Annotated in this window: 23 protein-coding genes and 2 pseudogenes; 10 read left to right on the top strand and 15 right to left on the bottom strand. The window is 39.4% G+C overall.

The window, feature by feature from the left end; translation table 11 throughout:
• The 6 genes from ACKTT2_RS18180 to ACKTT2_RS18155 all read right to left on the bottom strand — a co-directional run.
• The coding region (locus ACKTT2_RS18180) for a CO2 hydration protein (RefSeq protein ID WP_407889409.1) at nucleotides 1–797 on the bottom strand (797 nt) is incomplete at its 3' end.
• Between the two features lie 48 nt (nucleotides 798–845).
• On the bottom strand, nucleotides 846–2,333 hold the full coding sequence (locus ACKTT2_RS18175; protein ID WP_407889407.1) for an NADH-quinone oxidoreductase subunit M: 1,488 nt from the start codon (nucleotides 2,331–2,333) through the stop codon (nucleotides 846–848).
• Between the two features lie 40 nt (nucleotides 2,334–2,373).
• The gene (locus tag ACKTT2_RS18170) at nucleotides 2,374–4,236 is read right to left on the bottom strand and encodes an NAD(P)H-quinone oxidoreductase subunit F (protein WP_407889405.1); all 1,863 of its coding nucleotides are present in this window, start codon (nucleotides 4,234–4,236) and stop codon (nucleotides 2,374–2,376) included.
• Nucleotides 4,237–4,783: 547 nt separating this feature from the next.
• Nucleotides 4,784–5,047: a hypothetical protein gene (locus ACKTT2_RS18165; RefSeq protein WP_407889403.1), complete on the bottom strand. Its 264-nt coding sequence runs from the start codon at nucleotides 5,045–5,047 to the stop codon at nucleotides 4,784–4,786.
• A 19-nt stretch (nucleotides 5,048–5,066) separates the two neighbouring features.
• Nucleotides 5,067–6,050, bottom strand: coding sequence for a hypothetical protein (locus tag ACKTT2_RS18160; RefSeq protein WP_407889401.1), 984 nt, complete (start codon nucleotides 6,048–6,050; stop codon nucleotides 5,067–5,069).
• Nucleotides 6,051–6,247: 197 nt separating this feature from the next.
• Nucleotides 6,248–6,388: a hypothetical protein gene (locus tag ACKTT2_RS18155; RefSeq protein WP_407889399.1), complete on the bottom strand. Its 141-nt coding sequence runs from the start codon at nucleotides 6,386–6,388 to the stop codon at nucleotides 6,248–6,250.
• Nucleotides 6,389–6,718: 330 nt separating this feature from the next.
• Between ACKTT2_RS18155 and ACKTT2_RS18150 the strand changes: the two genes are divergently transcribed.
• Nucleotides 6,719–8,377 carry an alpha-amylase family glycosyl hydrolase gene (locus tag ACKTT2_RS18150; RefSeq protein WP_407889397.1) on the top strand — a complete coding sequence of 553 codons (1,659 nt, stop codon included), beginning with the start codon at nucleotides 6,719–6,721 and terminating at the stop codon, nucleotides 8,375–8,377.
• Nucleotides 8,378–8,439: 62 nt separating this feature from the next.
• On the opposite strand, the gene ACKTT2_RS18145 is transcribed toward ACKTT2_RS18150, so the two are convergent.
• Nucleotides 8,440–8,817, bottom strand: a complete 378-nt coding sequence (locus ACKTT2_RS18145; RefSeq protein ID WP_407889395.1) for a hypothetical protein — start codon at nucleotides 8,815–8,817, stop codon at nucleotides 8,440–8,442.
• Nucleotides 8,818–9,825: 1,008 nt separating this feature from the next.
• Nucleotides 9,826–10,722: a poly-gamma-glutamate hydrolase family protein gene (locus tag ACKTT2_RS18140; RefSeq protein WP_407889393.1), complete on the bottom strand. Its 897-nt coding sequence runs from the start codon at nucleotides 10,720–10,722 to the stop codon at nucleotides 9,826–9,828.
• Nucleotides 10,723–11,254: 532 nt separating this feature from the next.
• Between ACKTT2_RS18140 and ACKTT2_RS18135 the strand changes: the two genes are divergently transcribed.
• The 6 genes from ACKTT2_RS18135 to ACKTT2_RS18110 all read left to right on the top strand — a co-directional run bounded on the left by ACKTT2_RS18135 (nucleotide 11,255) and on the right by ACKTT2_RS18110 (nucleotide 17,682).
• The gene (locus ACKTT2_RS18135; RefSeq protein WP_407889391.1) at nucleotides 11,255–11,860 is read left to right on the top strand and encodes a two-partner secretion domain-containing protein; all 606 of its coding nucleotides are present in this window, start codon (nucleotides 11,255–11,257) and stop codon (nucleotides 11,858–11,860) included.
• 14 nt (nucleotides 11,861–11,874) lie between these two features.
• The gene (locus ACKTT2_RS18130; RefSeq protein ID WP_407889389.1) at nucleotides 11,875–12,429 is read left to right on the top strand and encodes an SH3 domain-containing protein; all 555 of its coding nucleotides are present in this window, start codon (nucleotides 11,875–11,877) and stop codon (nucleotides 12,427–12,429) included.
• A gap of 49 nt (nucleotides 12,430–12,478) precedes the next feature.
• Nucleotides 12,479–13,210: a M15 family metallopeptidase gene (locus ACKTT2_RS18125; RefSeq protein WP_407889387.1), complete on the top strand. Its 732-nt coding sequence runs from the start codon at nucleotides 12,479–12,481 to the stop codon at nucleotides 13,208–13,210.
• Between the two features lie 49 nt (nucleotides 13,211–13,259).
• On the top strand, nucleotides 13,260–14,651 hold the full coding sequence (locus ACKTT2_RS18120; RefSeq protein WP_407889385.1) for a CHAT domain-containing protein: 1,392 nt from the start codon (nucleotides 13,260–13,262) through the stop codon (nucleotides 14,649–14,651).
• Between the two features lie 33 nt (nucleotides 14,652–14,684).
• Nucleotides 14,685–15,914, top strand: a complete 1,230-nt coding sequence (locus tag ACKTT2_RS18115) for a sigma-70 family RNA polymerase sigma factor (RefSeq protein ID WP_407889383.1) — start codon at nucleotides 14,685–14,687, stop codon at nucleotides 15,912–15,914.
• 643 nt (nucleotides 15,915–16,557) lie between these two features.
• Complete coding sequence (locus ACKTT2_RS18110) at nucleotides 16,558–17,682, top strand: IS630 family transposase (RefSeq protein ID WP_407889381.1); 1,125 nt, start codon at nucleotides 16,558–16,560, stop codon at nucleotides 17,680–17,682.
• A 531-nt stretch (nucleotides 17,683–18,213) separates the two neighbouring features.
• Here ACKTT2_RS18110 and ACKTT2_RS18105 read toward each other — a convergent pair.
• The 5 genes and pseudogenes from ACKTT2_RS18105 to ACKTT2_RS18085 all read right to left on the bottom strand — a co-directional run.
• Nucleotides 18,214–18,456: pseudogene (locus ACKTT2_RS18105) on the bottom strand (helix-turn-helix domain-containing protein); the annotation flags it as partial.
• A 66-nt stretch (nucleotides 18,457–18,522) separates the two neighbouring features.
• On the bottom strand, nucleotides 18,523–19,038 hold the full coding sequence (locus ACKTT2_RS18100) for a DUF1877 family protein (RefSeq protein ID WP_407889379.1): 516 nt from the start codon (nucleotides 19,036–19,038) through the stop codon (nucleotides 18,523–18,525).
• A 34-nt stretch (nucleotides 19,039–19,072) separates the two neighbouring features.
• Nucleotides 19,073–19,588: a hypothetical protein gene (locus ACKTT2_RS18095; RefSeq protein ID WP_407889377.1), complete on the bottom strand. Its 516-nt coding sequence runs from the start codon at nucleotides 19,586–19,588 to the stop codon at nucleotides 19,073–19,075.
• Between the two features lie 58 nt (nucleotides 19,589–19,646).
• Entirely contained in the window at nucleotides 19,647–20,180 is a 534-nt protein-coding gene (locus ACKTT2_RS18090; RefSeq protein WP_407889375.1) for a hypothetical protein, read from the bottom strand.
• A gap of 432 nt (nucleotides 20,181–20,612) precedes the next feature.
• Nucleotides 20,613–20,891, bottom strand: coding sequence for a hypothetical protein (locus ACKTT2_RS18085; RefSeq protein ID WP_407889373.1), 279 nt, complete (start codon nucleotides 20,889–20,891; stop codon nucleotides 20,613–20,615).
• A gap of 625 nt (nucleotides 20,892–21,516) precedes the next feature.
• Between ACKTT2_RS18085 and ACKTT2_RS18080 the strand changes: the two genes are divergently transcribed.
• The gene (locus ACKTT2_RS18080; protein ID WP_407889371.1) at nucleotides 21,517–21,735 is read left to right on the top strand and encodes a hypothetical protein; all 219 of its coding nucleotides are present in this window, start codon (nucleotides 21,517–21,519) and stop codon (nucleotides 21,733–21,735) included.
• A 228-nt stretch (nucleotides 21,736–21,963) separates the two neighbouring features.
• Here the strand turns inward: ACKTT2_RS18080 and ACKTT2_RS18075 are convergent.
• Both ACKTT2_RS18075 and ACKTT2_RS18070 read right to left on the bottom strand, forming a co-directional pair.
• Nucleotides 21,964–22,044: pseudogene (locus ACKTT2_RS18075) on the bottom strand (NACHT C-terminal helical domain 2-containing protein); the annotation flags it as partial.
• 179 nt (nucleotides 22,045–22,223) lie between these two features.
• Nucleotides 22,224–22,970, bottom strand: coding sequence for a hypothetical protein (locus ACKTT2_RS18070; protein WP_407889369.1), 747 nt, complete (start codon nucleotides 22,968–22,970; stop codon nucleotides 22,224–22,226).
• A 157-nt stretch (nucleotides 22,971–23,127) separates the two neighbouring features.
• On the opposite strand from ACKTT2_RS18070, the gene ACKTT2_RS18065 reads away from it, so the two are divergent.
• Both ACKTT2_RS18065 and ACKTT2_RS18060 read left to right on the top strand, forming a co-directional pair.
• On the top strand, nucleotides 23,128–23,412 hold the full coding sequence (locus ACKTT2_RS18065) for a TRADD-N-associated membrane domain-containing protein (RefSeq protein WP_407889367.1): 285 nt from the start codon (nucleotides 23,128–23,130) through the stop codon (nucleotides 23,410–23,412).
• 204 nt (nucleotides 23,413–23,616) lie between these two features.
• Nucleotides 23,617–23,955, top strand: coding sequence for a hypothetical protein (locus ACKTT2_RS18060; protein ID WP_407889365.1), 339 nt, complete (start codon nucleotides 23,617–23,619; stop codon nucleotides 23,953–23,955).
• Nucleotides 23,956–23,959 lie beyond the last annotated feature (4 nt).

Raw genomic sequence — 23,959 nt, 5'->3', positions numbered from 1 at the left:
ATTTCGTAGCATTCACCACGGATATAAACATGATGGTAAATAGGACGATTTGCAACTGCAAAAATCCCATTTACGATAAAATTCATTGCTTCTGGGACAGTCGTAATTTTTCCTTCGTCATACAAATCTGACATTTCAAAGAAGACAGGAGCCATGACTTCCCAGAATAGCCCCAAATTAGCATAGTAAGACATCTGACGACACTGTTCGAGAAACATATCTGGAAACAGTTTGTAGAGTCCTAACATCAATGGGTTGCCTTTAAAGTAAGCTTTAATTGCTCTATCGGCGTTAGCTTTGTATTCTTCAGTATCTAAGTAAGGATCGAATTTACCACCCATTCCTCTGTGCCAAAGCATTGCTCTCATACAAGCTTCAGCAAATTCCATGTTGATGCGATCGTGGAATAAATGATGGAATAACTTTGGCATTTTGAAGGTTTCTCCCTTCTCCATAAATGCCAACAATTCTGGGTGAGCATGAGCTTCACCACGCCAAACTCTCAACTCAGCATCATCACCAGCGTAGTGATTGTGACGGTCTAAATATTCTTGAGAAATGAAGTATTTAAAAAAGGGAAAAGGGTTTAAAAATACTTGTTCGGCAATATATAACAAGTCCCGCCAGTAAAAGTCCATTGGGACTGCATAAGCTTTGTAAAGCCCGATAATTTGCATTAAGTTTTCTGGAGTGTCGGGCAACATTGCACCGCCTGCTTCCAAACGATGAATGATTTCTGCAAATTCATGGGTTGAAGGAGGTAATTTCGCTTGGACTTTATCTGGAGCTTGTACCATTTTTTGACTTCCTTAAACGTTATTGGTCACTGGTCAGGTGGTCACTGGTCACTGGTTAGTTGCGATCGCTCTTTCTATAGGTGGAATAGCAGCCACCATTGCTGTTGTTGGCTCGCTCCAACGCACTAACCACTTAGGCTGTACTCCCAAAAAGATAATGAGTGCTGCTAGGACAAGAGCTGGTATTTTTTCAGACCATAAAACTCTGGGATAGTAAGCTAGGTTGTTGTCAAGCTTGCCAAAACAAGTACGGTTGAGAAGAATGACAAAGTAAACTGCAGTTAAACCACTAGAGGCGACACATAACAGTGTTGGAATTGGGAAAACAGAAAAACTACCTTGAAACACAATAAATTCAGAAATAAATCCCGTCATTCCTGGAATACCAGCGCTTGCCATGCCTCCTAAAATGAGTAAGGTGCTGACCATAGGTAAACCGCGTATGGGACTCATTAAACCATTCAGTTTATCCAACTCGCGAGTTCCCACCTTAGCTTCTACAACTCCCACCAGGTGGAAGAGTATCGCCAAGATAATTCCGTGACTTACCATTTGGGCGATCGCACCAATGAGTGCCAAAGGAGTACTGGCTGCTGCGGCTACCAATATATAACCCATATGACCGATGGAGCTATATGCCACCATGCGCTTGATATCTTTTTGTGCGATCGCAGTGACTGCTCCGTATATAGCACTGACTGCTCCCCAAATGGCTAGACTTGGTGCGAGAATACTCCAGGCTTCGGGAAACAACGCCATTCCAAATCGCAAAACCCCATAAGTTCCCAACTTTGCCAGCACTCCACCAAGAAGAATCGCAATGGGGGCTGAAGCTTCAACGTAAGCATCTGGTAACCAAGTGTGTAGAGGAACAAGAGGAATTTTGATACCAAATCCCAACAAAATTCCGCAAAGAAGAATGATTTGCAGTGTTGTCGATAGAGTTTGAGTTGCCAGAGTATTGTAATTAAAATCAGTCGAGCCTGTGAGCCATACTGTCCCTAAGAATGTTGCTAGAATTAATGCTCCTGACACAGCAGTATAAATCAGAAATTTGATGCCAGCATAAGCTCGGTTTTGACCGCCCCAAATCGAAATCAGCAGATAGAAAGGGATTAATTCTAGTTCATAGAACAAGAAGAAGAGCAATAAATTCTGTGCTGCAAAGGCTCCTGCAACTCCTCCACTTACTAATAAAATTAGGGAATAAAAAAGTCGGGGGCGTTCCGTTTGTTGATTGCTGCTATAAATAGCAATCCAAGTTAGCAAACTATTTAACAGCAGCATCAATATGGAAAGCCCATCAGCTCCTAATTGATAGTTTAAACCAAGGGTTTCATTCCAAGGCAAATATTCCTGCAACTGTATTCCTGAATTAGAGACATCAAATTTTAGTAGCAGGAAAATATTCCACAGGAGAACTATCCCAGCAGTTGTTAGGGCTGTGAGACGAACATTACTTGCAGGTATAGCTTTTGGTAAAAAACTAATAACAACAGCACCTAAAATAGGCAGCCAAATCAAAGTGCTCAACATAGATAAGTTCAATCTAAAAGACGTGTTTTGTTTTTATTTACTAGAAAAACAAGTTCATTAAATGAACTCCCCAGTATTCCCAACTCATCAATGCTCCTAAAACACCGACTCCTAACAGCACGGTAAATGCATAAAACTGTGTTTGCCCGGAGGTGCTGTATTTCAAACTTTGTCCGCTTAAGATGGAAATTAAGCCAACCAAGTTAACAATTCCATCAAATACGAAACGGTCGATGATATCTGCTAGTTTTGAAATTAGGTCAACGCTCAAAACTATACTTCCCCGATACAGTTTTGGAGTGTAGAAATCGTATGCCAGTAAATCTTGTAATACCTTTAAAGGGAAGCGAATAGGTTTGGCAATTATGTTGCCCAGATAAATGACGCTACTAATGCTGCAACCAAAAATACTCGACCATATCAGTAGTAGTGCGACATCTTTGTTGAGTTCTGCCCAAGCAGGTAGTAGCGATAAACTTTGCAACACCAAAGGTAAATGAAGCGTAAAACCAAGCAACACAATCATGGGTAGAGCCATTTGCCAACTGACTTCTGGCGATCGCTCGCTCATTTGTTTTGGTTTCCCACCAAATATTAAACTGAATTCTCTCGTTAAGCTGAAAGCTGTTAACGTGTTGACAAATATGATGATTCCTACAAGCCAAGGTTGAGTTTCCCACAATCCTGATGCTAGTTTTAGTAATGCCCAAAAACCCCCTAAAGGTGGAAAACCAATCAATCCTAAAGTTCCTACTGCATAAGCTATGCCTGATACGGGACGGCGCGTCCAAAGTCCTCCCAAAAGAGTAACATCTTGAGTAATGCTATTCCAGACAACAGCACCAGTACTCATAACTAAAAGTGCTGCGGCTAAGGCATGGGTAAGAACTAACAGCAATGCTGCTTCATCTTGTTGCGTTCCTACAGCGATAAACACCATACCCATGTAAGCACTTACAGAGTATGATAAGCAACGTTTGATATCAACTTGAGCGATCGCAATCAAAGAACCACCTAGCGCTGTGACTGCACCAATTGCTACCATAACAGAGCTAACTACAGGCGACAAACTTAAAACAGGTTGCAGCTTAATCAGTACCCAAGCACCACTAGCAACAACTACCGAGTTCCGTAGAATCGTACTAGGAATAGGTCCTTCCATTGCTTCATCTAACCACAAATGCAAAGGAAACTGAGCGCATTTACCCATCGGACCTGCAATGAGTGCTAAGCATGTTAAAGTCAAGAAAACAGGGTTGACATCAGCAGTCTCCGCCCACTGAGCTAAATCTGTATAGTTCCAAGTTCCAGCAACAGACCAAATTGCCAAAACCCCCATAAGCAAAAATAAGTCTCCAACCCGTTTGGTTAAGAAAGCATCTCTAGCGCCAGTCACAACCAGGGGTTGACTAAACCAAAGTCCTACTAGTAGGTAAGTTCCCAGAGTCAGGATTTCCAGAATGACATAACTGAAGAACAACGAGTTACACAATGCAAGAGCGCAAAGACCTGCTTCAAACAATCCTAGGAGAGAATAGAAGCGAGCCCAGCCCCAATCCATTTCCATGTAGCCAATAGCAAAAATTTGTGCCAACAAATTTAAGCCAGTAATGACAATTATCGCACCCACACTTGCTGAGGATACGGATATATCAATAGAGAGATTTAAACCCGCCGTACTTAGCCAAGGTATAGATACGTCATATGGCGCTTGATTCCAAGTTGCAGGAAATGCTAAAGCCGCATGAACAAACGACAAAAATGTCATTACCGAGTTGACATAGCCTGCTGGTCTTGGTCCTGTACGCCGAATGATTCCCGGCGACCAAAAGATGGCTAAACAACAGCCAACAAGCGAATAGCAAGGAATTAACCAAACAGATTCAAGCAGAAAAGAAGCCATTAAATCTCCTTTAAATTTGCAGCAAAATAGAACGCTGTTATCACATAACAACTGTTACTTTTTTCTCTCCCAAAGACGACCTACTTGAATAAACCCCCGAGAAGCAAAGAACTTTAAGAAAGAGGAAAACAAAATCGGTCACCTTGTAGTAAGGAGAGAGTTTTCCTAAAAATGCAAATATGCATTGAAAATTTAAGTGTTGTTTAATCTTCTTAATAGATTATCTTCTATTGTCATCAAAAGTAAATTAGTGAACTACATAATTAATAGATGCTTACTCTAAGAAAATCTTATATTTGTAAAATTTCTTATTATTGTTATTGATTTTTCTCTATGGTAGTCGGAAGCTCTGTATCTCTAGGCGGATACGCTTTGCACCGAGGCTAACTTCTATATGCAGCCTGAATATACTATGGAACTCTTATTTGATTTATGAAATGCTAGTAGGTAGGGCTAAAGCCCACCATTCGCCGTTGGTTGGCATTGCTCACCCTACTATCTTTCATAAAATTTACTAAACTTAACAATTAAGGGATAGCTTTATCATTTACAGAAAGAAACACGTAATACCCACAATTCCTGCACCTGCTAAGATAGGCGCAGGATCGATGCCAATCAGCTTGAGTATAGTCACTCCGGCACTAAAGTAGACGAAATATTTGACAAAACTCCGCATTAAGGGAATAAGCGTCAGCCGTTTCTGTCGCTGTATTCCCGTTGCATCTGTAGTTTTTAAATAAAACTCATCAAGAATAAAGTAAGCGACTTCAATCAAAACGTTGCTAATAAAGAAAACTCCAATAATCTGCACAATTTTAGGGGTATAAGAACTAAGTATTTCTTGCTTGCCGTTGAAATATAATCATCTCAGTACCAACCACAGGATTACGCGCTACTAACCTACCTTGAGAGTCGATAATTTCTAGATGACTGAAATCCAAGTCCTTTGAGCGCTGTAATATATCCGCCGCAAGTTTGTCTTGTTGCGATTGTTTCAGATTATACCATTCGTTACTAATTTTGATAATCAGATTGCTGCTACGGAAGTTAGCTTGGATAGACTGTATCAATCCAGAGGCAAAGCGATCGCTAATTTCTGCAACTTGATTTTCGATAGCTGCGATCAATGTTTGTTCTGGAGTTAAGATTATCTCTGGTGTTGGAGTAGGAGTAGGTTCTGGCAATGGGCTTTCCTCAACCTGTGGCGGAACTTCTCCTGTAACTGGTGGAAGTGTTTCTTCTGCTTGTGGTGTTGGAGTTTCCTCAATTTGTGGAAGTGTTTCTTCCTCTGCAACTGATGGAGGTGTTTCTTCTGCTTGTGGTGTTGGAGTTTCCTCAATTTGTGGAAGTGGAACTTCTTCTGCAACTGGTGGAGTTGTTATTGTTGTAGGAGGTGCTTCTTGAGTTGGTGGAACAGTAGCAACCTCAGTAGGTTTACCAGAGAGGACAGAAGAAGTTATCCAGAAAGTAACGACAGCAATTCCAGCAATAATCCCTGTCAAAGCTGTATCTGAGAACTTAGTTGATAAATTTTCTGGTAAGAACGAGCGGATTTTCCCTAAAACCACACCCCACCCTTGTAAAGATGCTCCACCTCTCGTATCTACAGCTCCAACGGGAGATTCTGTCTCTATTTTATCCACCGTCGCTTCTAAAATTCCAATCGTTCCTCTCAGAATTCCGATAATAAAAGACTTCCAAACAGGTTGAACTCTTTTGGAAGGTTGAGTGACTTGCTCAATCCTTTGCTGGGACTGACTCTCCTTTGGTTCGGGAGAAGAAGGTGGTTGTTGATTCTGATTGTCTTGTGACATAAAACGTGATTTCAAAAGCCACTGCTTGAGGTTGCTACTCCTCAGCTAATTTAACACTGCTTTGCCTCAGATTGTAGGGATTTCCAAGAACTATAGGAATCATAAAGAATTTGTAAAAATTTCTAAGTACTGTAGGTAGGGCTAAAGCCCACCAATAGTGTTTCAATGGGCATTCCTTGCTATTTTGATGCGGTACTCTAGTACAGTTCGGCAATACCTACCAATAGTGTTTCGGTGGGTATTGCCCGCCATACTACATATATTTCAAACATCAAATACGAGACTGATAAATTATGCTTGTCCAACCAATCTGGTTTAGGCGAGTGCATAATTTTCATGAAGTTATGTCTTTTTACTCGAAAAAGCGCTATATCTTTATTCTCTAGAGAGAGGTATAATATTCTTAATTATTTCTAGGGGATGATTGGCGAATCTATTATAAAACTACACAATATTAATAGTCTAAACATTCTTCTAACTTTAGATTGTTAACGACTAAATAATCGTTATAACTAATAATTATTTAGTCCTTAGCAACACTGTTATAGCAATCTTATTTGATTTATGAAATACAAGTAGGGGAGCCATCCTTTGCGATAAATGATTTAGGGCTGCTATGGGAATGTTTACTATTACCTGTAAATATCATTTCAATTTTACAATTTACTATGGCAAAGTCAATAGAGTTCAACTTATTTGCACCTTATAATGAAGGCGCTGCGGTCATTGGTTGTTTTTCTAACTGGGAACCAATCCCAATGAAAAAGGGTGATGATGGTTATTTTCGCACAACTATTGAATTAGAGGACGGTACTTATCAATATAAATTTCGCGTTCAATCTAAATCTTGGTTTTTTGAACCCGACCAATGGGTAGATGTGACCGACCCTTACGCTACTAACATTGATGAATGGGGCGGACATGACAATGGTCTTATACAAATAAAAGATGGCGAACGTATTGTTGATACTTATGTTTGGCAACATGACGATAAACCTTTGCCCGTAGACCATGAATTAGTGATTTATGAATTACATGTTGCTGATTTTTCTGGTGGTGAAGATGATCCTGATACACGTGGAAAATACAAGCACGTTGTAGAAAAGTTGGATTATCTGTGCGAACTAGGAATTAACGCTATTGAGTTAATGCCAGTTAAAGAATATCCAGGCAGTTATAGTTGGGGTTATAATCCTCGTTACTTTTTCGCCACAGAGTCAAGTTATGGTTCAACAGCAGAGTTAAAAAATCTCATTGATGAGTGCCATGCTAGAGGCATTCGTGTCATTATGGATGGTATTTATAACCATTCAGAAGCATCTTGTCCCCTCACACAAATAGATCACGATTATTGGTATCATCATTCTCCCCGCGATCCCGATAATAACTGGGGTCCCGAATTTAATTACGAACACTATGATGAAAATTTAGAGACATATCCTGCTCGAAGATTTATTGGAGATACGGTTCGGTTTTGGATTAGTGAATATCATCTCGACGGTATTCGTTATGATGCGGCACGGCAAATTGCTAACTATGACTTCATGCACTGGATTGTAGAGGAAACTAAAAAAACAGCTAGCATGAAGCCTTTTTATAATGTTGCCGAGCACATTCCTGAAACTCCTAGCATTACCAATACTGATGGACCGATGGATGGTTGCTGGCATGATAGTTTCCTACATACTATTGTTCCACACCTTTGCGGTGATACCTTTGATATAGAACAACTTAAAGATGTCATTGACTGTAAGCGCCAAGGTTTCATGGGTAGTACGAATGTTGTGAATTACCTGGCAAACCACGACCACGATCGCCTGATAGTAGAATTAGGAAACCGCAATATTTTTGATGAAGATGCTTTTAGACGATTGAAGTTGGGTGCAGTTCTCCTAATGACAGCCATAGGTATACCTATGCTTTGGATGGGTCAAGAATTTGGGGAGTACAAGCCAAAAACCCAAGAGTCAGCCAAAATTGATTGGAAATTGCTGGGCAATGATTTGAATCGTGGCTTATTTGAATATTACAAAGGTTTGATTAACCTGCGGAAACACAATCATGCTCTTTACACGGCAAATATTGACTTCATTCATGAAAATCCAGAGGCAAAAGTTTTTGCCTACAGCCGATGGAACGATGAAGGTTCTCGTGTTGTTGTCGTTGTCAATTTCTCAGAAAACTTCCTTAGTGGGTATCATGTGCCTAACTTCCCTAATACTGGTACGTGGCACGAATGGACTAGTAACTACGATATCGAAGCTGGTGATGACGGTATTGTAACTGACTTGGGAGCTTATGAAGCTAAAGTGTTTGTTTGGCAATAAGTAGACATATCACCCCGTTTACTTTCATTCCCATGCAGAGCATGGGAATGCCAAACAGAAGTTTAGTAAACCAAGTTTCCAGTTCCTCGTAATTGACGTAAGGAACTGATGCAAGCCGGACAATCGCATCCGAATAACTGAATGGCTGCATCACTTTCCTCATCAGAAAATTCCAACGTGGCAATGTTCTGTGCTGATTTTCCTGTTGTGACAGTCGATGAATTTTCAGAAGTAGATGCTTGTTTTCTTTCTGAATCTCGGATACATACCAATTTATTAACAGCATGAGGACTAGTTATACAAGTCTGACCATTTTTGGTATGGATTAATTGCTGGTTATTAGTAGCAGCATGAACGGGATGGATAACACCTAGTGTAGACATCAGCGATACAAAAACTGAAGAACTAGAAAGTAGGTTAAGTATAAGTTTTCTACTCATATTGTTAGAATTCCTAGAAAAGGTATAGTTGACCATTTAAGGTATTCGATCTACTGTTCGAGGTCAAGTGGATTTATACTGGAATGGCTAAATTGACAATGTTTATTATAGATAAGTTTCTAGCTTTCATTAAATTTATGTAACTATTTATAGAATAAGAATATTCTTATAAATTTTAAAGCATAGAAAATTTTTACGAAAGCTTAAAATAAGAAAACTCTCATATTTGAGAATATTATTAGTAAAATTGTCTGATGTCAGAAAAATGGTGCGTTTGGTTCCCACACCACTTTGGTAGATGCTTACTTGGCTTGTAACCATTTATTACCGCAACTACCCGAACATAAACCAAAAAAGTGAAGAACTCGGAAAGAAAAAGACGAAATAGCAAGAAACTATCTTTTTACTCGCTCCATACTAGTATGGGTAATATTTTAAGTTTTTTGTCCACTTCATAATTATTTAAGTAGCTCGTCACAAATAAAGCTAACTAGTCAGGCTCGTTGTTTCTCATTTGTAAGGGTTTTAGCGGGTTTATATATCTTTACACAGTTCGGTTTCTTCTCACCTACCTACTTAGTTCGCGCATAAGAGGAAGGATGGCAAACCATCTCAATATCTTATTTTGGGAAACCGCTTAATGGAATGATGTTCTCATTGGCTGTTATTCTTACACTCCTTCACTGTTGCGATCGCTTTTCGATTGATTGGTTTAATTGGTTGAGAGTTAGCGATCGCCTTTTTTTCTAAATGAGGGAGCGATTACTTTTGCGTCTAAAACATTTAACTCTTGTGAGACGGATCGCTCAAAACACCGGCTATTTTTATTGTGCGATCGAGAGCCAGCGTCTAAAACACTTAACTCTTGTGGGACGGGCGTCCTCGCCCGTCTTTCTGGGCAAATTAAAATTGCAGCAACTCATTACGTCTTGGCAAGAGAGCACCCCTCGATCTACTTATATCAAGTCCGCTTAAAGACTTATTATAAAGATCGTAGGGTGCAGGTGTTCAAGGTGTTACTGACATCGCGTATCCAATCGCTCCGTAAATTACGCTTCTCAAACTGTCAAAGTTAGTACTATCATTTGTTAAGTCTTTTCTCATATCCCAACTTAATTCCAATTGCAGTCCCTTTCCGCTTGCATTCCGGTTAACAATGTTATTTTTATCCTCTCCCTTTAAATCGTAACAAGCTGGCTTTTGGTTTTCTTGCTCCTTTGTGCTTGGCTCTTTAACAGATGGGGCATTGATGGGAATCAGGTGATAACCATCAAGACTGGACTCAAAAACCGATTTGTTGCTGTTAACATAGTTAATAAATGCGGTAATTTGAGCTTTACTAGCTCCACCCACACAAATAGTGCCTTTAGAATAATTGGAATTCAAATCAGTCCTAGATTTGCCGTAGCCGTGAATGGCTACAGACTTTGGGTGTGCATTGACAAGCGCTTGGGCTTCTGGGTCGTCGAAGTGAGTCGAAGTGATGTGCAGAATTTGAAAACTGTTCTGACCTAACGAACGGCATTGACTGGTGTTAACATGACCATTTAAATCATACCTATCCCAACCGTACATCGTAGCAAGCTTGTGGCTAATGGCACTCGTTTCAGCTTCAATATCACCACCATGAAAAGAAAGTACTGTAACGTCCGTTCTCGAACTCGGAGCACTTGGACGGGTAATATCGTAATCCTCTGGTTGCTTGCAATCAACTGAAGTGGAGAGCGCATTCACACATTTTTTGCCATCAAAACAATCGAATACGTCCGCAGATACATAACCGGGCAAGACTGCAAAACTTATAAAGGCAAGCGACATCCCAGCCGGAATTGTTGAGAGAATTAGGCGTAGACTTTTGCTTATTGCATTGACACCGGAAGTCAAGCCACTCCTAAATATTTTCATCGACATGAAACAGTAAAGCCTTCAAAAGACAGTAACCAAGACTGTGGATTGCAAAGAGCGCAGTTCCAACAGACTCTTATATAATACAAGTATAATACATATGGAACTAGGCCAATGCAACCACCCCCACAGACTGGAAGTCTGTGGCTACACAAAGGAAGCCCACCTACGTGGGCTAAAACCCCGATCGCCCTTGCCTTGCGGGCTTTGTTTGTATAGCCCCACTCTTCTAGAGTGAGGGTATTTTGGCAGCGTGTATTGAAAATGGTATAACTTTTTAGAAGCGGTGTGTCAACCAATGGCTATAGCTATGCGATCGCTATTCAGTATGTGAGGTAAAAGTTTTGCTGCGTAGCAAAAAGTACACTAGAGGGTACTATCAAACTCAAGTGTAGCTTTTATAGAATGGACTGATGTATGTTTGTGCAACATCTTAGTCAGGGAAACTTTGTTGCACTGCCAGTTCGTAAGTAAGCTGCTTTGCTAAAGAAGCATGGATTAAATAAAGTGTAGGCTATCTAATAGTAGCAAGATGCTGCAAATTAGGAGGGGTGCGATGTCCGGTTTGGCAAGTACTCGTTGGGGCTGGTTGTTAGGGATATTGATGGGTAGTCTGGGCGCTGTTTGGGCTAATTGCGCTTTTGCCCAAATTACTCCGGATACAACACTGCCAAATAATTCCATCGTCACACCAGATGGCAGCACCTTCAATATTACAGGAGGGACAACTGCAGGCGCTAATCTGTTCCACAGTTTTAAAGATTTTTCTGTCCCGACTGGTAGCACTGCTTCTTTCAACAATGCAGCAGATATTCAAAACATCATTAGTCGGGTGACAGGTGGCGGGGTTTCTAATATTGATGGGTTAATTCGCACCTTAGGTGTCACCCAGAATCTAACCGTCATAAAAAGTCAGAATACCGTTAGTATCAGTCATGAATGGTCATTAATTTATACAAATAATTTCAATATTTACGGAAAAGTTGACTCAACGTTGATTCAAAGAAGTAGAGACACACAAAACAGCAACGACAGCCACACGTGGAGTTTTGAAACATGGATACCAACGTTGTTCAAAAACAGACAAACAAAGATAATAATAGAGAGTTTAACTATACTAAGTGGGGCTTTATCCTAGGGACTTCAATTGCTATGACTGCACTGATAGTTAGTGTAATAGTACCAGAAATTAGACGTTCTTTGCATCTGGAAAAAGATGGGGAGCAAACGCAAGAATTTGAACTGATTACACAAACAGAACAAGGAGCAACTTTACCAGGGGTAAAAATTCTGGTCATTTCTCAAGGTGCGCCTGAAGTTAAGGCAACTGATAATAATGGTTATGCTAAAGTTAAACTTCCCAGTAAAGGCGATGTTGTTGTCAATTTAAGTAAAGCAGGTTATCCAACTCAAAACTTTACGATTAACTTAGAAAACGAACAAAGTACAACCAGAATTGTACAGTTAAGCCAAGCGGGTGGACTTGAAGTTAAATCAAGCGATCGCTCTTGTAAGACTGTAGTTGCAGATCCACAAGACCCTACTTTAAATGTCCGTTCCGGACCCGGAACTCAATATTATAAGGTAACAGAATTACACAACGGGATGCAGATAGATGTAGTCAGCCAAAGAGACGGCTGGTTAGAGATTAATTCTCCAATCAAGGGTTGGATAGCGAGCACTCGTATTCAACAACTTTGCAATTAACAAAGCACTAGCTTTCCTTGAATTACAAAACAGTTTAGCTAAATCAAAAATGAGCGATCGTTGGCTAAAATTCCTAGTTTTGATGACATACACCTTATATTTTTCAGTGGCATGTCATCCAATCAAATCTTTACAAACTACAAAACCTTCAGTCCCTCCTGCTTCACCACCGATGCAAAGGAGTTTAACTCCTCAAAAAACTTCCCAAAATCTAAAAGATGACCAGCTAGTTGATATTCAAGTAATTAACAAAAACATATTGCTAGATATCCGCTATGCTACATCCAATAACTTTTTGAAAAAAAAGCTTTATCCTTCTGCGCGTTGCGTGTTGCGTGCAGCAGTAGCCAAAAGACTGTCTCAAGTCCAAGCTTCTTTACAAGAACAAAAACTGAATTTAAAGGTTTATGACTGCTACAGACCTCTATCTATACAGAAACAGATGTGGAAAGTACTACCTGATGAAAGATATGTAGCCAATCCTACTAAAGGTTCTCGGCATAATCGCGGTGCGGCTGTAGATCTACGCCTTGTTGACGCCACCGGTAAGGAACTTCAGATGCCCAGTGCCTTCGATGATTTTACTGTAGCAGCACATAGAAATTATAGTGGCGGCAGCGCTCAAGCAAGGAACAATCGTACCTTGCTTGAGAATGCAATGGCAAAACATGGGTTTATCGGACTAACAACAGAATGGTGGCACTTTGATGCTTTGGGTTGGGAGAAATTTCCAGCGATCGACGTGCCATTTAATCTAATTCCTCCTATTACCTTGATATAAGTCGCTCAATAATCGTTCTCTGTTTATTTTTAAATCATAATGAACAAACATGAACAAAATTAAACTAATTTTATTGGCTTTTTCAACACTCAGTTTATTCATAATTGGGCTTAACCTACTCAGGTTTACCCAAAAAGAAGAAGTCAAAGCAGTTACTCGACTAGTAAAATCTAATACGCTTCCCTTATCTCGTCTTCAGCCAGAAGTCATCAAAAAATTCCTTGACAGTCAAGATATTAACTCTGCTGTTATACACGTTGAACAGGGGTGGAAGCAGCAATATGAAGAATATGTGCAGGGAAGACTACCTTCAAATCAGGTTTTTGAAGTAAAACAAATAAGTCAAACTCTAAATAAAATTAGCCAGAGAGTTGGTAAAAAAAGTGCTATAATATACGCAGTACCAACTCCTAACCACCTAGAGTTGATATTGGTACCGCCGGATAGATTACCGATTCACAAGCGTATTCCAGCAGCGAAAAAAGAGGTATTAGTTAGCTTAGTCACTAAATTCCGTACTGATATTGTTAATCCTGATTCTCAGCGCAGTGAGTATCTGAGTTCCGGTAAAAAAGTATATGATTTGCTGATTGCTCCCTTAGAATCTGAATTACGATCGCAAGGTATCAATAATCTTATATTTTGTTTGGGTAGTGGGTTACGAACTGCTCCTTTAGCAGCGATTTACGATGGTGAAAAATTTTTAGTTGAGAAATATAGTTTAGGAATTATTCCTGCTTTCAATCTCCTAGATTTTCAACCTATAAATATTACGGACAACCAAGTTTTAGCAATGGGAGCATCGGAATTCAAAAATCTGAAACCTTTACCGGCTGTTCCCTTAGAATTATCTAATATTATCAGCAATAAATGGACGGGAAAATCTTTATTAAACCAAGAGTTTACTCTAAAAAATCTCAAGAAAGAACGTGCTATTTATCCTTTTGGAATAGTACATTTAGCTACCCACGCTGAATTGTCTCCTGGTTCTATCAAGCAATCTTACATTCAGTTTTGGGATACCCAAGTTCGCTTAGATGAACTTAAAACTCTGGGACTAGATAATCCGACTGTACAGTTATTGGTTTTGAGTGCTTGTCGTACTGTATTAGGCGATCCTCAAGCTGAATTGGGGTTTGCTGGGTTAGCTGTACAGTCGGGAGCAAAAGCGGCTTTGGCAAGTCTTTGGTCGGTTGATGATAGTGGTACTTTAGCTTTGATGATTCAATTTTATGAAAAACTTAAAGCTAATCCAGTTAAGTCAGAAGCATTACGACAAGCTCAAATTGCTATGCTTAAACAGCAGGTAAGTTTGAAAAATAATTCAGTAATTCGTAGGAGTGGTTCTTTAGCTTCGCAAATTGTCGCGAATCTTGATAGCCAGGAGTTATCCCATCCTTATTATTGGTCTGGATTTACATTGATTGGAAATCCTTGGTAGTATGATTGTTAATATTTCCTAATTGAATTTTTTATGCGTCCACGTCAAAATATTACCGAAATTTTTTCTACTTTTTTAAAACTTGAGTCCGATAAATTTAATAGTTGGATAACTGATGCTAAACTATTTCGGAGCATGAGAGCTTGTTTAAATAACCTGACTGAAGTACAAGTATCTGAGGATTTCTGGGCTATTTATTGGCACAAACAAGCACAAAAATCGGAAAAATCGGCAGTTGCTTTAGGACATATGTCTGCTTATCTACAAGAATCTTGTTACTGGACTGTACAAAAAATGATGCGACGGTTGCAAGAGTCTAACGATAAAATGCCAGACTTTTTTCAAGTGGCGATCGCATCTGTTCCCAAAATTCTCAAATCTTGCAATCCCGATGTTACTGGTAGCGTCAAAGGTTATGCGAGTATCACTTTTGGTAATATTATTCGAGATTACCTGCGGCAAACTCGGGAAACTAATTTGTGTACTAATTGGGCTTTATTGCTCAAAGTTAGTCGTAAACTGCTTGCGGAATCTCTACACGATGCTGGACTTGATGCTGCAACTATCGAAAGTTATCTGCTTGCTTGGACTTGTTTTGAAAGCATTTATCTACCGCGAAAATCACCCCAATTGAGACAAATTGTAGCACCAGCGACAACTTGGGAAGCGATCGCCACCGCTTATAACCAAATGCGTCACCAGCTTTCTTCCCCGACAAAGGAATGTAGTAAAGAAACTATAGAACGCTGGTTAATAGAATGTGGAAACCAACTGCGTAAATATTTGTTTCCTTCTGTTAAATCCCTCAACGCTCCCAAACCAGGATACGAAGAAGGGGAATTACAGGATGAATTAGTAGATACATATCGAGAACCCTTGCTCACTCAATTGATTCAACAAGAAGAACAAGCTGTACGTCTTGAACAAAAAAATCAAATTAACAATGCTCTAAAAGCTGCGATCGCCAAGTTAGATTCTCCCGCTCAACAAATACTACAATTGTATTATCAACAAAGTTTAACTCAAAAGCAGATTGCTCAAGAATTAGCAGTCCAACAATACACCGTCTCCCGTAAATTATCTAAAATACGCGAATCGTTATTACTAACCTTAACCTCTTGGAGTCAGGAAACCATGCATATTTCCGTAACCTCAGACGTGGTTAAGTATATCAACACAATTTTGGAGGAATGGTTGCAAGCACATTATCACAATGGTACTACTCCCTTCCCGCTAGAAGATTACCAAAAATGTATTATATAAATACAAACAAACTACAAAAGAAACTCTTGTTTCTATAATTAATGAAAACGAGATGAATGTGTAGGAGTTGATAGATTTTTTTAGAAAAAACCACCATGATAGTCTGGAGTGACAGAATTCTATTTGACAAATGATTGTTAACTCGCACAATTAACCAACAATGAGCGCCAAAAATGTTTGTCTAAAAAGATAACGGCGCTCCGCGCCGTTCTGCGAGCGTCAACAACTTTATAGATGATTTCAATAATGGATGAGCGCAAATATGTCTTGAGTAGCAAAAAGAAAGAAAATCTCAACTAAGTGGGTTCAACTTTTGAGGAAATAGCTCAAAAAATGTTTATCGAAAAAGACAACGGCGCTCCGCGCCGCTCTGCGAGCGCTAACAACTTTGTAGATGATGAGACTTTTTTCACTCAATTTCTTCACAACAAATATGTAGAAATTTGGTTGAATCTTTGTTCAATACACTGTAAAGCGCGAAGCGCGATCGGCTTCGCTTGACGGCATCCGTCCTTATCGCATCCCAAGCCGAGCAAAAAAGACGCCATCAATTCAGGTTTAGGACTTCTGTAGTTTCCGAACTACTATACATGATTCCCACCAAATTATAATATCATATACACGGAAGCGACTCTGTGGCATTATGAGTAAATATAGGTTAAATCGAACTTTTCGATTGGAAACTTACGAATTAGATTTAGATTTATGGCAAAAATTGTATTATAAACATCAACAAGAATATTTACGAAAAAGGCTAACAGCAATTAAATACTTGTGCGAAGGGAAAACAAGAGCAGAAGTCTCTGAATTATTAAAGTGTAGTTACAAAACTTTGTCAATCTGGATTGATAAGTTTCTTGAAGGCGGTTTACTTGAGTTAGTGAAACCAATAACGCATCAACTGGCTTCGAGTTTAAGCCCAGAACAAAAACAAGAAATTAAAAGAATGCTGCTGACTGAAAGACCAATAGACTATGGGATTGATAGAAATATTTGGACAGGCGAAATAATTAGCTCTGTGATTGAATTACGATGGGAGGTGAAACTGAAAACAACTCGAATATATGAAATTTTATCAGAATTAAAGTTATCGGATCAAAAAGCTCATCGAGATTATGCTAATGCTGACCAAGAGCAACAAAAGACTTTTGTATCAACCTTTAAAAAAAAACTGCAATTAAAGGAAGAAAAAGAAAAAATCGTATGTTTTGATGAATTCGCTGTCTACGACCGTCCAAGTATGTTTTATGGATGGGCGGAAAAAAATACACGTCCTCAGGTACCAAGTAACGAAAAAGGACGTAGAAATAAATTAAATGGAATGATTTCAGTAGATACTGTAACAGGTGAAGAATATTTAAAATTAACAGAAAAATCAAAAACGGAAGATGTATCTAATTACTTTGCTTTACTTGCTAGTGACTGTGCTAAACAGGGTGTGCAAAAACTCACTGTGATTTTGGATAATAATTCTACCCATAAACAAAAAATGAAAACTCAACTACAGTTGCATCTGGTAAATTTAAACATTCAGGACAAGATTACTGTAGAGTTTATTCATACTCCTGCCTATTCTCCAGATTTCAATTTAGCAGAATATATTATTCATCTAGTGAGACTACAGCTTTTACATCATCTGCCGCTAGGCGTAAATATTCAACAGGTACGAGAGAAATTAGAAACATACTTTCAGAATTTTCAGATTCAAACACCACAACAAATCCAAAATATCATTCACCATATTTCCTCAAAAGTTGAACCCACTTAGTTGAGATTTTCTTTCTTTTTGCTACTCAAGACATATTTGCGCTCATCCATTATTGAAATCATCTATAAAGTTGTTGACGATCGCAGAACGGCGCGGAGCGCCGTTGTCTTTTTAGACAAACATTTTTGGCGCTCATTGTTGGTTAATTGTGCGAGTTGACAATCATTTGTCAAATAGAATTCTGTCACTCCAGACTATCATGGTAGTTTTTTCTAAAAAAATCTATCAACTTCTACACATTCATCTCGTTTTCATTAATTATAGAAACAAGAGTTTCTTTTGTAGTTTGTTTGTATTTACATAATACATTTTTGGTAATCTTCTAGCGGGAAGGGAGTAGTTGCTGTCAGCTTTGATATATCTTGCTTTGCGCGGAAGTCTTTACAAGTTTTAAAAAACACACTAGCTTCACTGAACAACCGAAAAAATTAGTACTTGCGGAAGCTTTATGATTCCATTCTGCGTCTGCGGACAAATTATGCTTCCAATGTTAGGACTTACTGACAATGCAGTAACGCAATAATAAGGGTTTCAGACATTGAAAAACTCGGTTATGTTTCCAGACCCTAAAATCTTTTGGGTATAGTGACATTTACCCTCACTGAATCGTTGAAACTCTCCTTTCATCAAATGGGATACCTCTGGCTGTGGAATACCGAGAAGATCGCTGATTTCGCGTTGTTTCAAGTTGCGCCCTTTCAGGAGACGGAGTACCTGAATCCCTATCTGGCCACGGGTAAAAAGTTCCGAAGCATCCGCCAAACTGAGGTCAGAAACTCCAGTACTTACCGCAAATTATTTTTTCTGTACCTGGTGAACCGTAAAAGAGCACGTTTAGTTCTAGGCAATATATATCAAGATACTCTCTCCTGCAGATGCCGCCGCCTTATAGAACTCCACCAGTTTTTTGAAGTAACCAACTAGCCAGTCACGCATTGTATTGCCTTTATCCCAATTAAGAGGAGGCATATTTTCTGACATCAGTACTTCAGGATTGTACCATTCCTTGAATTTATCCACGGTTAAGTGTTCCAGTTTTTCTGCCATTCGCTCTACTTGTTGAGGGTTAAGATAACGAGCAGCACCAAATGAGGTTTTATATGGTGTTGGGCTTCCCCCCATAATGATGTTTTCTAATGAGTCATCATCCCATGAGATACCACGCTGCTGAGCTTCAGTCTTTGTAATTGGATACTCATCCGTCATAACGAAATGAATTCCACACCAAGACTCATCCAAATTTAGAACATGGTCAGTTTGATGTTGAGCTTTTTTGATTACACTCTGAATCGCCTCTGGGAACTCAAGATTATTTTCCGAATTTTGTGTCTTAAATCTAACCAAGTATGCATTCATAATTCAAATTCTCCCACAAATATTACTAGAAGCATTATTTTGTAAAACTTAAATAGGATTGCTTTATCTCATCTGGTAAGATTGCCTGCTTGACTTCTTGAAAAACGGATATACCAAAATTTACAGCTGACAAAAATTCTGTTGGATTGGAAAAAGGTATTTTTGGCGATGCTGGCGAGTATTTAAATTCGGGATCTGATAATTGTGCTGCTTCTCTTGCTAGCTTTGGAAAAGGTCCACCTGCATATTCATGCTCGTTCTTTATTGAGAGAATCAGTTCCACATAGGAAAATGTGAACGCAATGTTTAAAACAAATTCCCATTTGTCAAAAGTTTCTTTATATGTTATCAAATTTTCCTTTTTATAGTATTTAAAATCTTGTGAAATAGATGATAATGCTGCTGCTAAATCTTCATAGCTAGCCATCGATTTTTTCTTATGACTAGAAATCGCCTCTTTCTTTTGCTCGTAGAAATTATAGTATCTCTGAGAAAAATTAATTGCATTTAACACACGAATCAGCTGGTTTGATAATTTTTCTTGAAGCATAATTTTAGAACATATATTTATATAAATCTTGTCATCTAGAATTTCAGGTCTTATAAATTTATTCCTCCGATGTATACCTAATTTCAATACCTTCACTCTTAGCAATCTGTTCAAAAGCATCTTTAGTAGCAGAGTTTAGATTACTATCGGGAACTTCGAGAACCAGCTTACCATCCAAAGGTTGACCGTCTAGTCTTGGATATTTATTAGACCTTATTTTAGTAGTACCAGGCATATATTTATCTTTCATCTCTTTCAAATATTCCCGGAATGTATCTGACTGGATCTTATCAAAATCAGTTGCTTTTCTAGATATAATAGCTTCTCCCGGTTCATAAGCATCAAGCCTTTTTCCATTATCCAAATGCACTTCATAATAGTCGTAGTTCTGGTTTGCAGTCTCATTGAATTTGTTGCCTCTTGCTATAGGACTGTCTTGTGTCCAATAGTCTGAAGCAGCGTTCCAGTCAGCTCGCACGCGTGGTTGCTGACCTTTCCTTTGCTTCCTTTGAACATACTGTTGGTATCTTTGTTCTAATTCTAAGTTTCGGAAGGTTCCATCAGAGTTCAATTCCTCAGTTTTCTGAGTCATTTCATCCATATTGCGATCGCTCGGTGCTTCAATAGACTCTCCTCAATGGAATTGCTTCTATTGCAATTCTAGCTTTTTGTATTAAAGATTTGCGCTGATCCTTCTTTGTAATAGGCAGTTTACTAAGCAAATCCGCTCCTCCAGGAAGTTTTTAGATGAAAGTACTTGGCGATCGCTCAAAGGGTGAGAAGCTGTTAGCTAATAACTGTACGTTCGCTGATTTTGCTAGGGTAAATTGATACTTATTTTTTATATTATCTGTCTGCTAAAAATTTTCGGCTCTATGTGTAATACACTTTTAACTAATTAAGTAAGTGATTTTTGTCACATATTATTAAAGTGGAATGCATTCTGTATACATTGTTTATGAATGTATACAGTTAGAGCTAACACCCAGTAACACGGGTGCGCTTCAAGCGTTCAAACTACCCCTTATAGCCATACCACCATGTAAATATTGAAGCCGTATCGCACTTCTTGATTTCCGTACTTTAATGTATTTTTTAGTACTTTATTTTGGACACCTTGCGGTTCTGCAACTGTAATAGCAGACTCATTCTCACTCGGTTCGGATGGTTCGTCCATGGGGTAACCATCCACTCTTCCAGAATGCACGGAGTGTTGGTGCAGTTCATCCATGTACTGTACTTGTGTTTCGTCAAGATACACCAAACTATACTCATACACGAATTGTAATGCGTCGTGTCTCATGCGAGAATAAACCGAGCGCTTGTTAATTCCATATTTTTTTTGAAAATCTTCTATAGAAAATTTTTAAAAAATATTTTTTTCTTCGGGTTGTCCAGTCAAATTTTTGGCCTTGTATTGTAACTTGTCCACCATACAACTCGCACTCTGTCTACTGTTGTCTTCAATACTGTCCAGTGGACTGTACAGTGGACGGTACAGTAAGAACTCCGTTTGTCAAATAAAGATTTCAACTAAAAAAGTCCCAATTTCCTCTTAATGGATAATCAGTTCCAAGCCTCAACTGTAAAGAGACTTATATACAAGTGTTTATTGTTACATTCTTTGTCTGAACCTAGATTTTTAAGCGGGAAGGGGGACGGGGGAATATTTGAGGAATAGGTAGGGCGATCGCTCTCAAGAAACCCGAAATTTGGTTGCGATCGGCAATATTAACTTGCAATGTTGCTGTATTAGGTACTCAGATTACCACCCACCAGAAGGGGGGTGTTAGCAGTCGTTAAGCATAAAGGCTTATCGCTTACCCATTTGCTAGCTGTGCAACAAAGGACGAGACTGGCTGCACCTAAAAGAATTGGGCATCATTGACACCCGAATCAGCTTCGACACTTGTAGGAAGCTGGATACCATGGCACGCTCGGAGTGGAAGCGCACCACCCAAATATGGTTTGAAATGGCGAAAAAGCGTATTGAGCAAGGCACAAGTGACATTGCTCAAAAATACAACCGAAGGAAGCGCGACCGCATCCAATCCGAATTTATTCTGGTGCAACGCAAGCATGGCTTGGCACGGGGTGACTGGGAAGAGATTAAGGAGGAAGATGAAGAGGAGATGACTGAAGAATGATTGCAGTATCAGCACCTTCCGTAGACGAACCGTAAAGAAGTAGGGCTTGCTGAAAAAGTCGGAAAAAAGCAAGATAAGGATTGATGAGTTGCTCAGCAAGAGCTAACTATAAGTATGTATTATCCACAAATTGGTAATCTATAATTTACCATAATATAACAGGGGAAAAAAGGTGTCGTTTTTAAAAATAGACACAAAAAAGCATAAAACAGCATTTGATGTAAGTGGTCATCTTTTTACTGGTAATAGTAACGTATCCTCAATCTCCTGTCTCACTTCGCGGCTGACATAACAATCGCTATTGAGGCAATCAACTAGGGCTCTTGCGTACTTAACGTGCTATATTTATGGGGAAATTAGCTGAAAAGCCTTATCTGGATTGTATTACAGCTATTATTACCTTCATAACAGTATTCTTTTCTAAAATTGAAACTAGAAGTGTCTGTAAGCCTTGCAAATAAAGCAGAACTATAAATTTTCCTAAAAATTTAGCACGATATGTACGAAAGAACCAAATCCTTAAGGGTGATAAACCCAGGAACTCGATCTGTTTGAAACTGACCCTCAATCCATTGCATTGCCAGATATTTCATAAATGTGGTCTTTCCCGCTCCCGGTTTACCCAGTACCATAAGATTGCTATATTGTTCTACTGCTTGTAGCCCCGGTACTCGCTTCTCTGCAATCCGGTTGAGTCCAAAACGGTCAAATTCTTCGGCTGTAGTACATTTTTCCAAAAGTTCCGCCAGCGCTAACCTTGTGCGTCCGGTAATTCTATCAAGAATGTTGACGTTGGTATAGATGCCGCGTTTTCCAGTCAGCTTAATTGGTTGGGTCATGTCCAGCACCCGCATTGTACCGCAACGCTGTTTAATATGAGGTTTTATCTTTTCACGCACCTCCTGTACTAGGACATTAATGTCAACACCGCTGTCCCGTACCTCCTCAACTGGCTCAGATGGCTGCTTGTTTGGTAAATCAACTGAGTCAGGTAAATCCACTAACCCGGAGATCGCTTCCCATTGAGATTCTAGTGTCAGTGCTTTGCAAATCTCTTGGAACTTATCAACTTGAATTTCCTCGCCTTTAAAGAATTTCTGGACAGTACTGCGACCGACTAAACCGGTCATTGCACCTGCAAGATTTAATTGTGTTCCATGCAATCTCTTCAAAGCTTTCTCAGCCCGTTCTAATCCAGTAGGAGTTGCTTTGACAGTTTGTCTCTTCTTGCTCATGCTTTGCTTCTAACGGTTTATAGATTACATTATCTACGCAATCAAAGGTCAAGCATAGGGCAATCAAAAGACGGTTGTAGGAAAACCATTGTGCAGTCAGGAGTTGAGGAATTGGGCGCGATGCTAGTAGTAACAAACTTCATGTCCCAAAACTACCATGCAACACTCACCACAACTTCCTGGCTCCAACTCAGTAGAAGCAAGCGTTGCCCAAGAACGTCTGCGCCAAGCACGCCTTAGTTTTAACTTAGCACTCGTTGCCACCGCTGTCTCTACTTTCATCAGCTTAGTCGGTGCTGCGCTGTTACTGACTCTAAGAGCGAATGAAGGCGCGGTGACGGCGGCAAGTGGAATGGTTGCCTGCGTGCGCTGCGTACAGTTAGCCAAAGATGCTAATGACAGACTTGATAGGATTGGGCAAGGTAAAAGTGAGACGACTTAAGGTGCGCTCTTTGGGTCAAAAATGCACTTTACCGCACCCGAATACCCTTTACGAAAAGATGATACAAATGGATAATGTAGAGACGCTTCAAACATCGCGTCTTTACAGAGTTTATATGTATCGCGATTAAAGTGAAATGGTATAAGTGGACAACGCACTTGTAGCACTTTGATTGTAATTGTAGGCAAGGTCACTACCCCACCCATGCTTAAAGTATGGACTCTGAGGAATGCCGCCAAATTTGGTGAAATAGATAATTGGAGTGCGTTACGACTTAATTTATGGAGGGCAAAAATGCGTGTTACGATCGCACAGCTAAAAAAAATGATTGAGGATGCGGAGGCAGCGCACGTTTCCCCTGCTAAGATAGAGGCTTTACGAAAGGAATTGGCTGAACTCGAGTCTGGAGCATTACATAGTCCAGCACCTGTTAATTTTGTGAAAGAAGACGAGCATAGCATTCGAGTTTCTACAGATCCTTTAGGTAAGGACGAGTTTAAAGGAGTTCCGCGCAAACCCTTTAAAGTACATCTAGCCCAGTAAAGCA

It is taken from the genome of Scytonema hankhaensis NUACC26 (assembly GCF_045865695.1).
Classification (GTDB): Bacteria; Cyanobacteriota; Cyanobacteriia; order Cyanobacteriales; family Nostocaceae; genus Scytonema.
This window is presented reverse-complemented; position numbering and strand designations above follow the sequence as displayed.

Excerpts from the sequence above, each read along its gene's own strand:
- ACKTT2_RS18175 (WP_407889407.1), bottom strand. The coding sequence starts at position 2,333 with ATGTTGAGCACTTTGATTTGGCTGCCTATTTTAGGTGCTGTTGTTATT.
- ACKTT2_RS18170 (WP_407889405.1), bottom strand. The coding sequence starts at position 4,236 with ATGGCTTCTTTTCTGCTTGAATCTGTTTGGTTAATTCCTTGCTATTCG.
- ACKTT2_RS18160 (WP_407889401.1), bottom strand. The coding sequence starts at position 6,050 with ATGTCACAAGACAATCAGAATCAACAACCACCTTCTTCTCCCGAACCA.
- ACKTT2_RS18155 (WP_407889399.1), bottom strand. The coding sequence starts at position 6,388 with ATGAAAATTATGCACTCGCCTAAACCAGATTGGTTGGACAAGCATAAT.
- ACKTT2_RS18150 (WP_407889397.1), top strand. The coding sequence starts at position 6,719 with ATGGCAAAGTCAATAGAGTTCAACTTATTTGCACCTTATAATGAAGGC.
- ACKTT2_RS18145 (WP_407889395.1), bottom strand. The coding sequence starts at position 8,817 with ATGAGTAGAAAACTTATACTTAACCTACTTTCTAGTTCTTCAGTTTTT.
- ACKTT2_RS18140 (WP_407889393.1), bottom strand. The coding sequence starts at position 10,722 with ATGAAAATATTTAGGAGTGGCTTGACTTCCGGTGTCAATGCAATAAGC.
- ACKTT2_RS18135 (WP_407889391.1), top strand. The coding sequence starts at position 11,255 with ATGCTGCAAATTAGGAGGGGTGCGATGTCCGGTTTGGCAAGTACTCGT.
- ACKTT2_RS18130 (WP_407889389.1), top strand. The coding sequence starts at position 11,875 with ATGACTGCACTGATAGTTAGTGTAATAGTACCAGAAATTAGACGTTCT.
- ACKTT2_RS18125 (WP_407889387.1), top strand. The coding sequence starts at position 12,479 with ATGAGCGATCGTTGGCTAAAATTCCTAGTTTTGATGACATACACCTTA.
- ACKTT2_RS18120 (WP_407889385.1), top strand. The coding sequence starts at position 13,260 with ATGAACAAAATTAAACTAATTTTATTGGCTTTTTCAACACTCAGTTTA.
- ACKTT2_RS18115 (WP_407889383.1), top strand. The coding sequence starts at position 14,685 with ATGCGTCCACGTCAAAATATTACCGAAATTTTTTCTACTTTTTTAAAA.
- ACKTT2_RS18110 (WP_407889381.1), top strand. The coding sequence starts at position 16,558 with ATGAGTAAATATAGGTTAAATCGAACTTTTCGATTGGAAACTTACGAA.
- ACKTT2_RS18100 (WP_407889379.1), bottom strand. The coding sequence starts at position 19,038 with ATGAATGCATACTTGGTTAGATTTAAGACACAAAATTCGGAAAATAAT.
- ACKTT2_RS18095 (WP_407889377.1), bottom strand. The coding sequence starts at position 19,588 with ATGCTTCAAGAAAAATTATCAAACCAGCTGATTCGTGTGTTAAATGCA.
- ACKTT2_RS18090 (WP_407889375.1), bottom strand. The coding sequence starts at position 20,180 with ATGACTCAGAAAACTGAGGAATTGAACTCTGATGGAACCTTCCGAAAC.
- ACKTT2_RS18085 (WP_407889373.1), bottom strand. The coding sequence starts at position 20,891 with ATGAGACACGACGCATTACAATTCGTGTATGAGTATAGTTTGGTGTAT.
- ACKTT2_RS18080 (WP_407889371.1), top strand. The coding sequence starts at position 21,517 with ATGGCACGCTCGGAGTGGAAGCGCACCACCCAAATATGGTTTGAAATG.
- ACKTT2_RS18070 (WP_407889369.1), bottom strand. The coding sequence starts at position 22,970 with ATGAGCAAGAAGAGACAAACTGTCAAAGCAACTCCTACTGGATTAGAA.
- ACKTT2_RS18065 (WP_407889367.1), top strand. The coding sequence starts at position 23,128 with ATGCAACACTCACCACAACTTCCTGGCTCCAACTCAGTAGAAGCAAGC.
- ACKTT2_RS18060 (WP_407889365.1), top strand. The coding sequence starts at position 23,617 with ATGCTTAAAGTATGGACTCTGAGGAATGCCGCCAAATTTGGTGAAATA.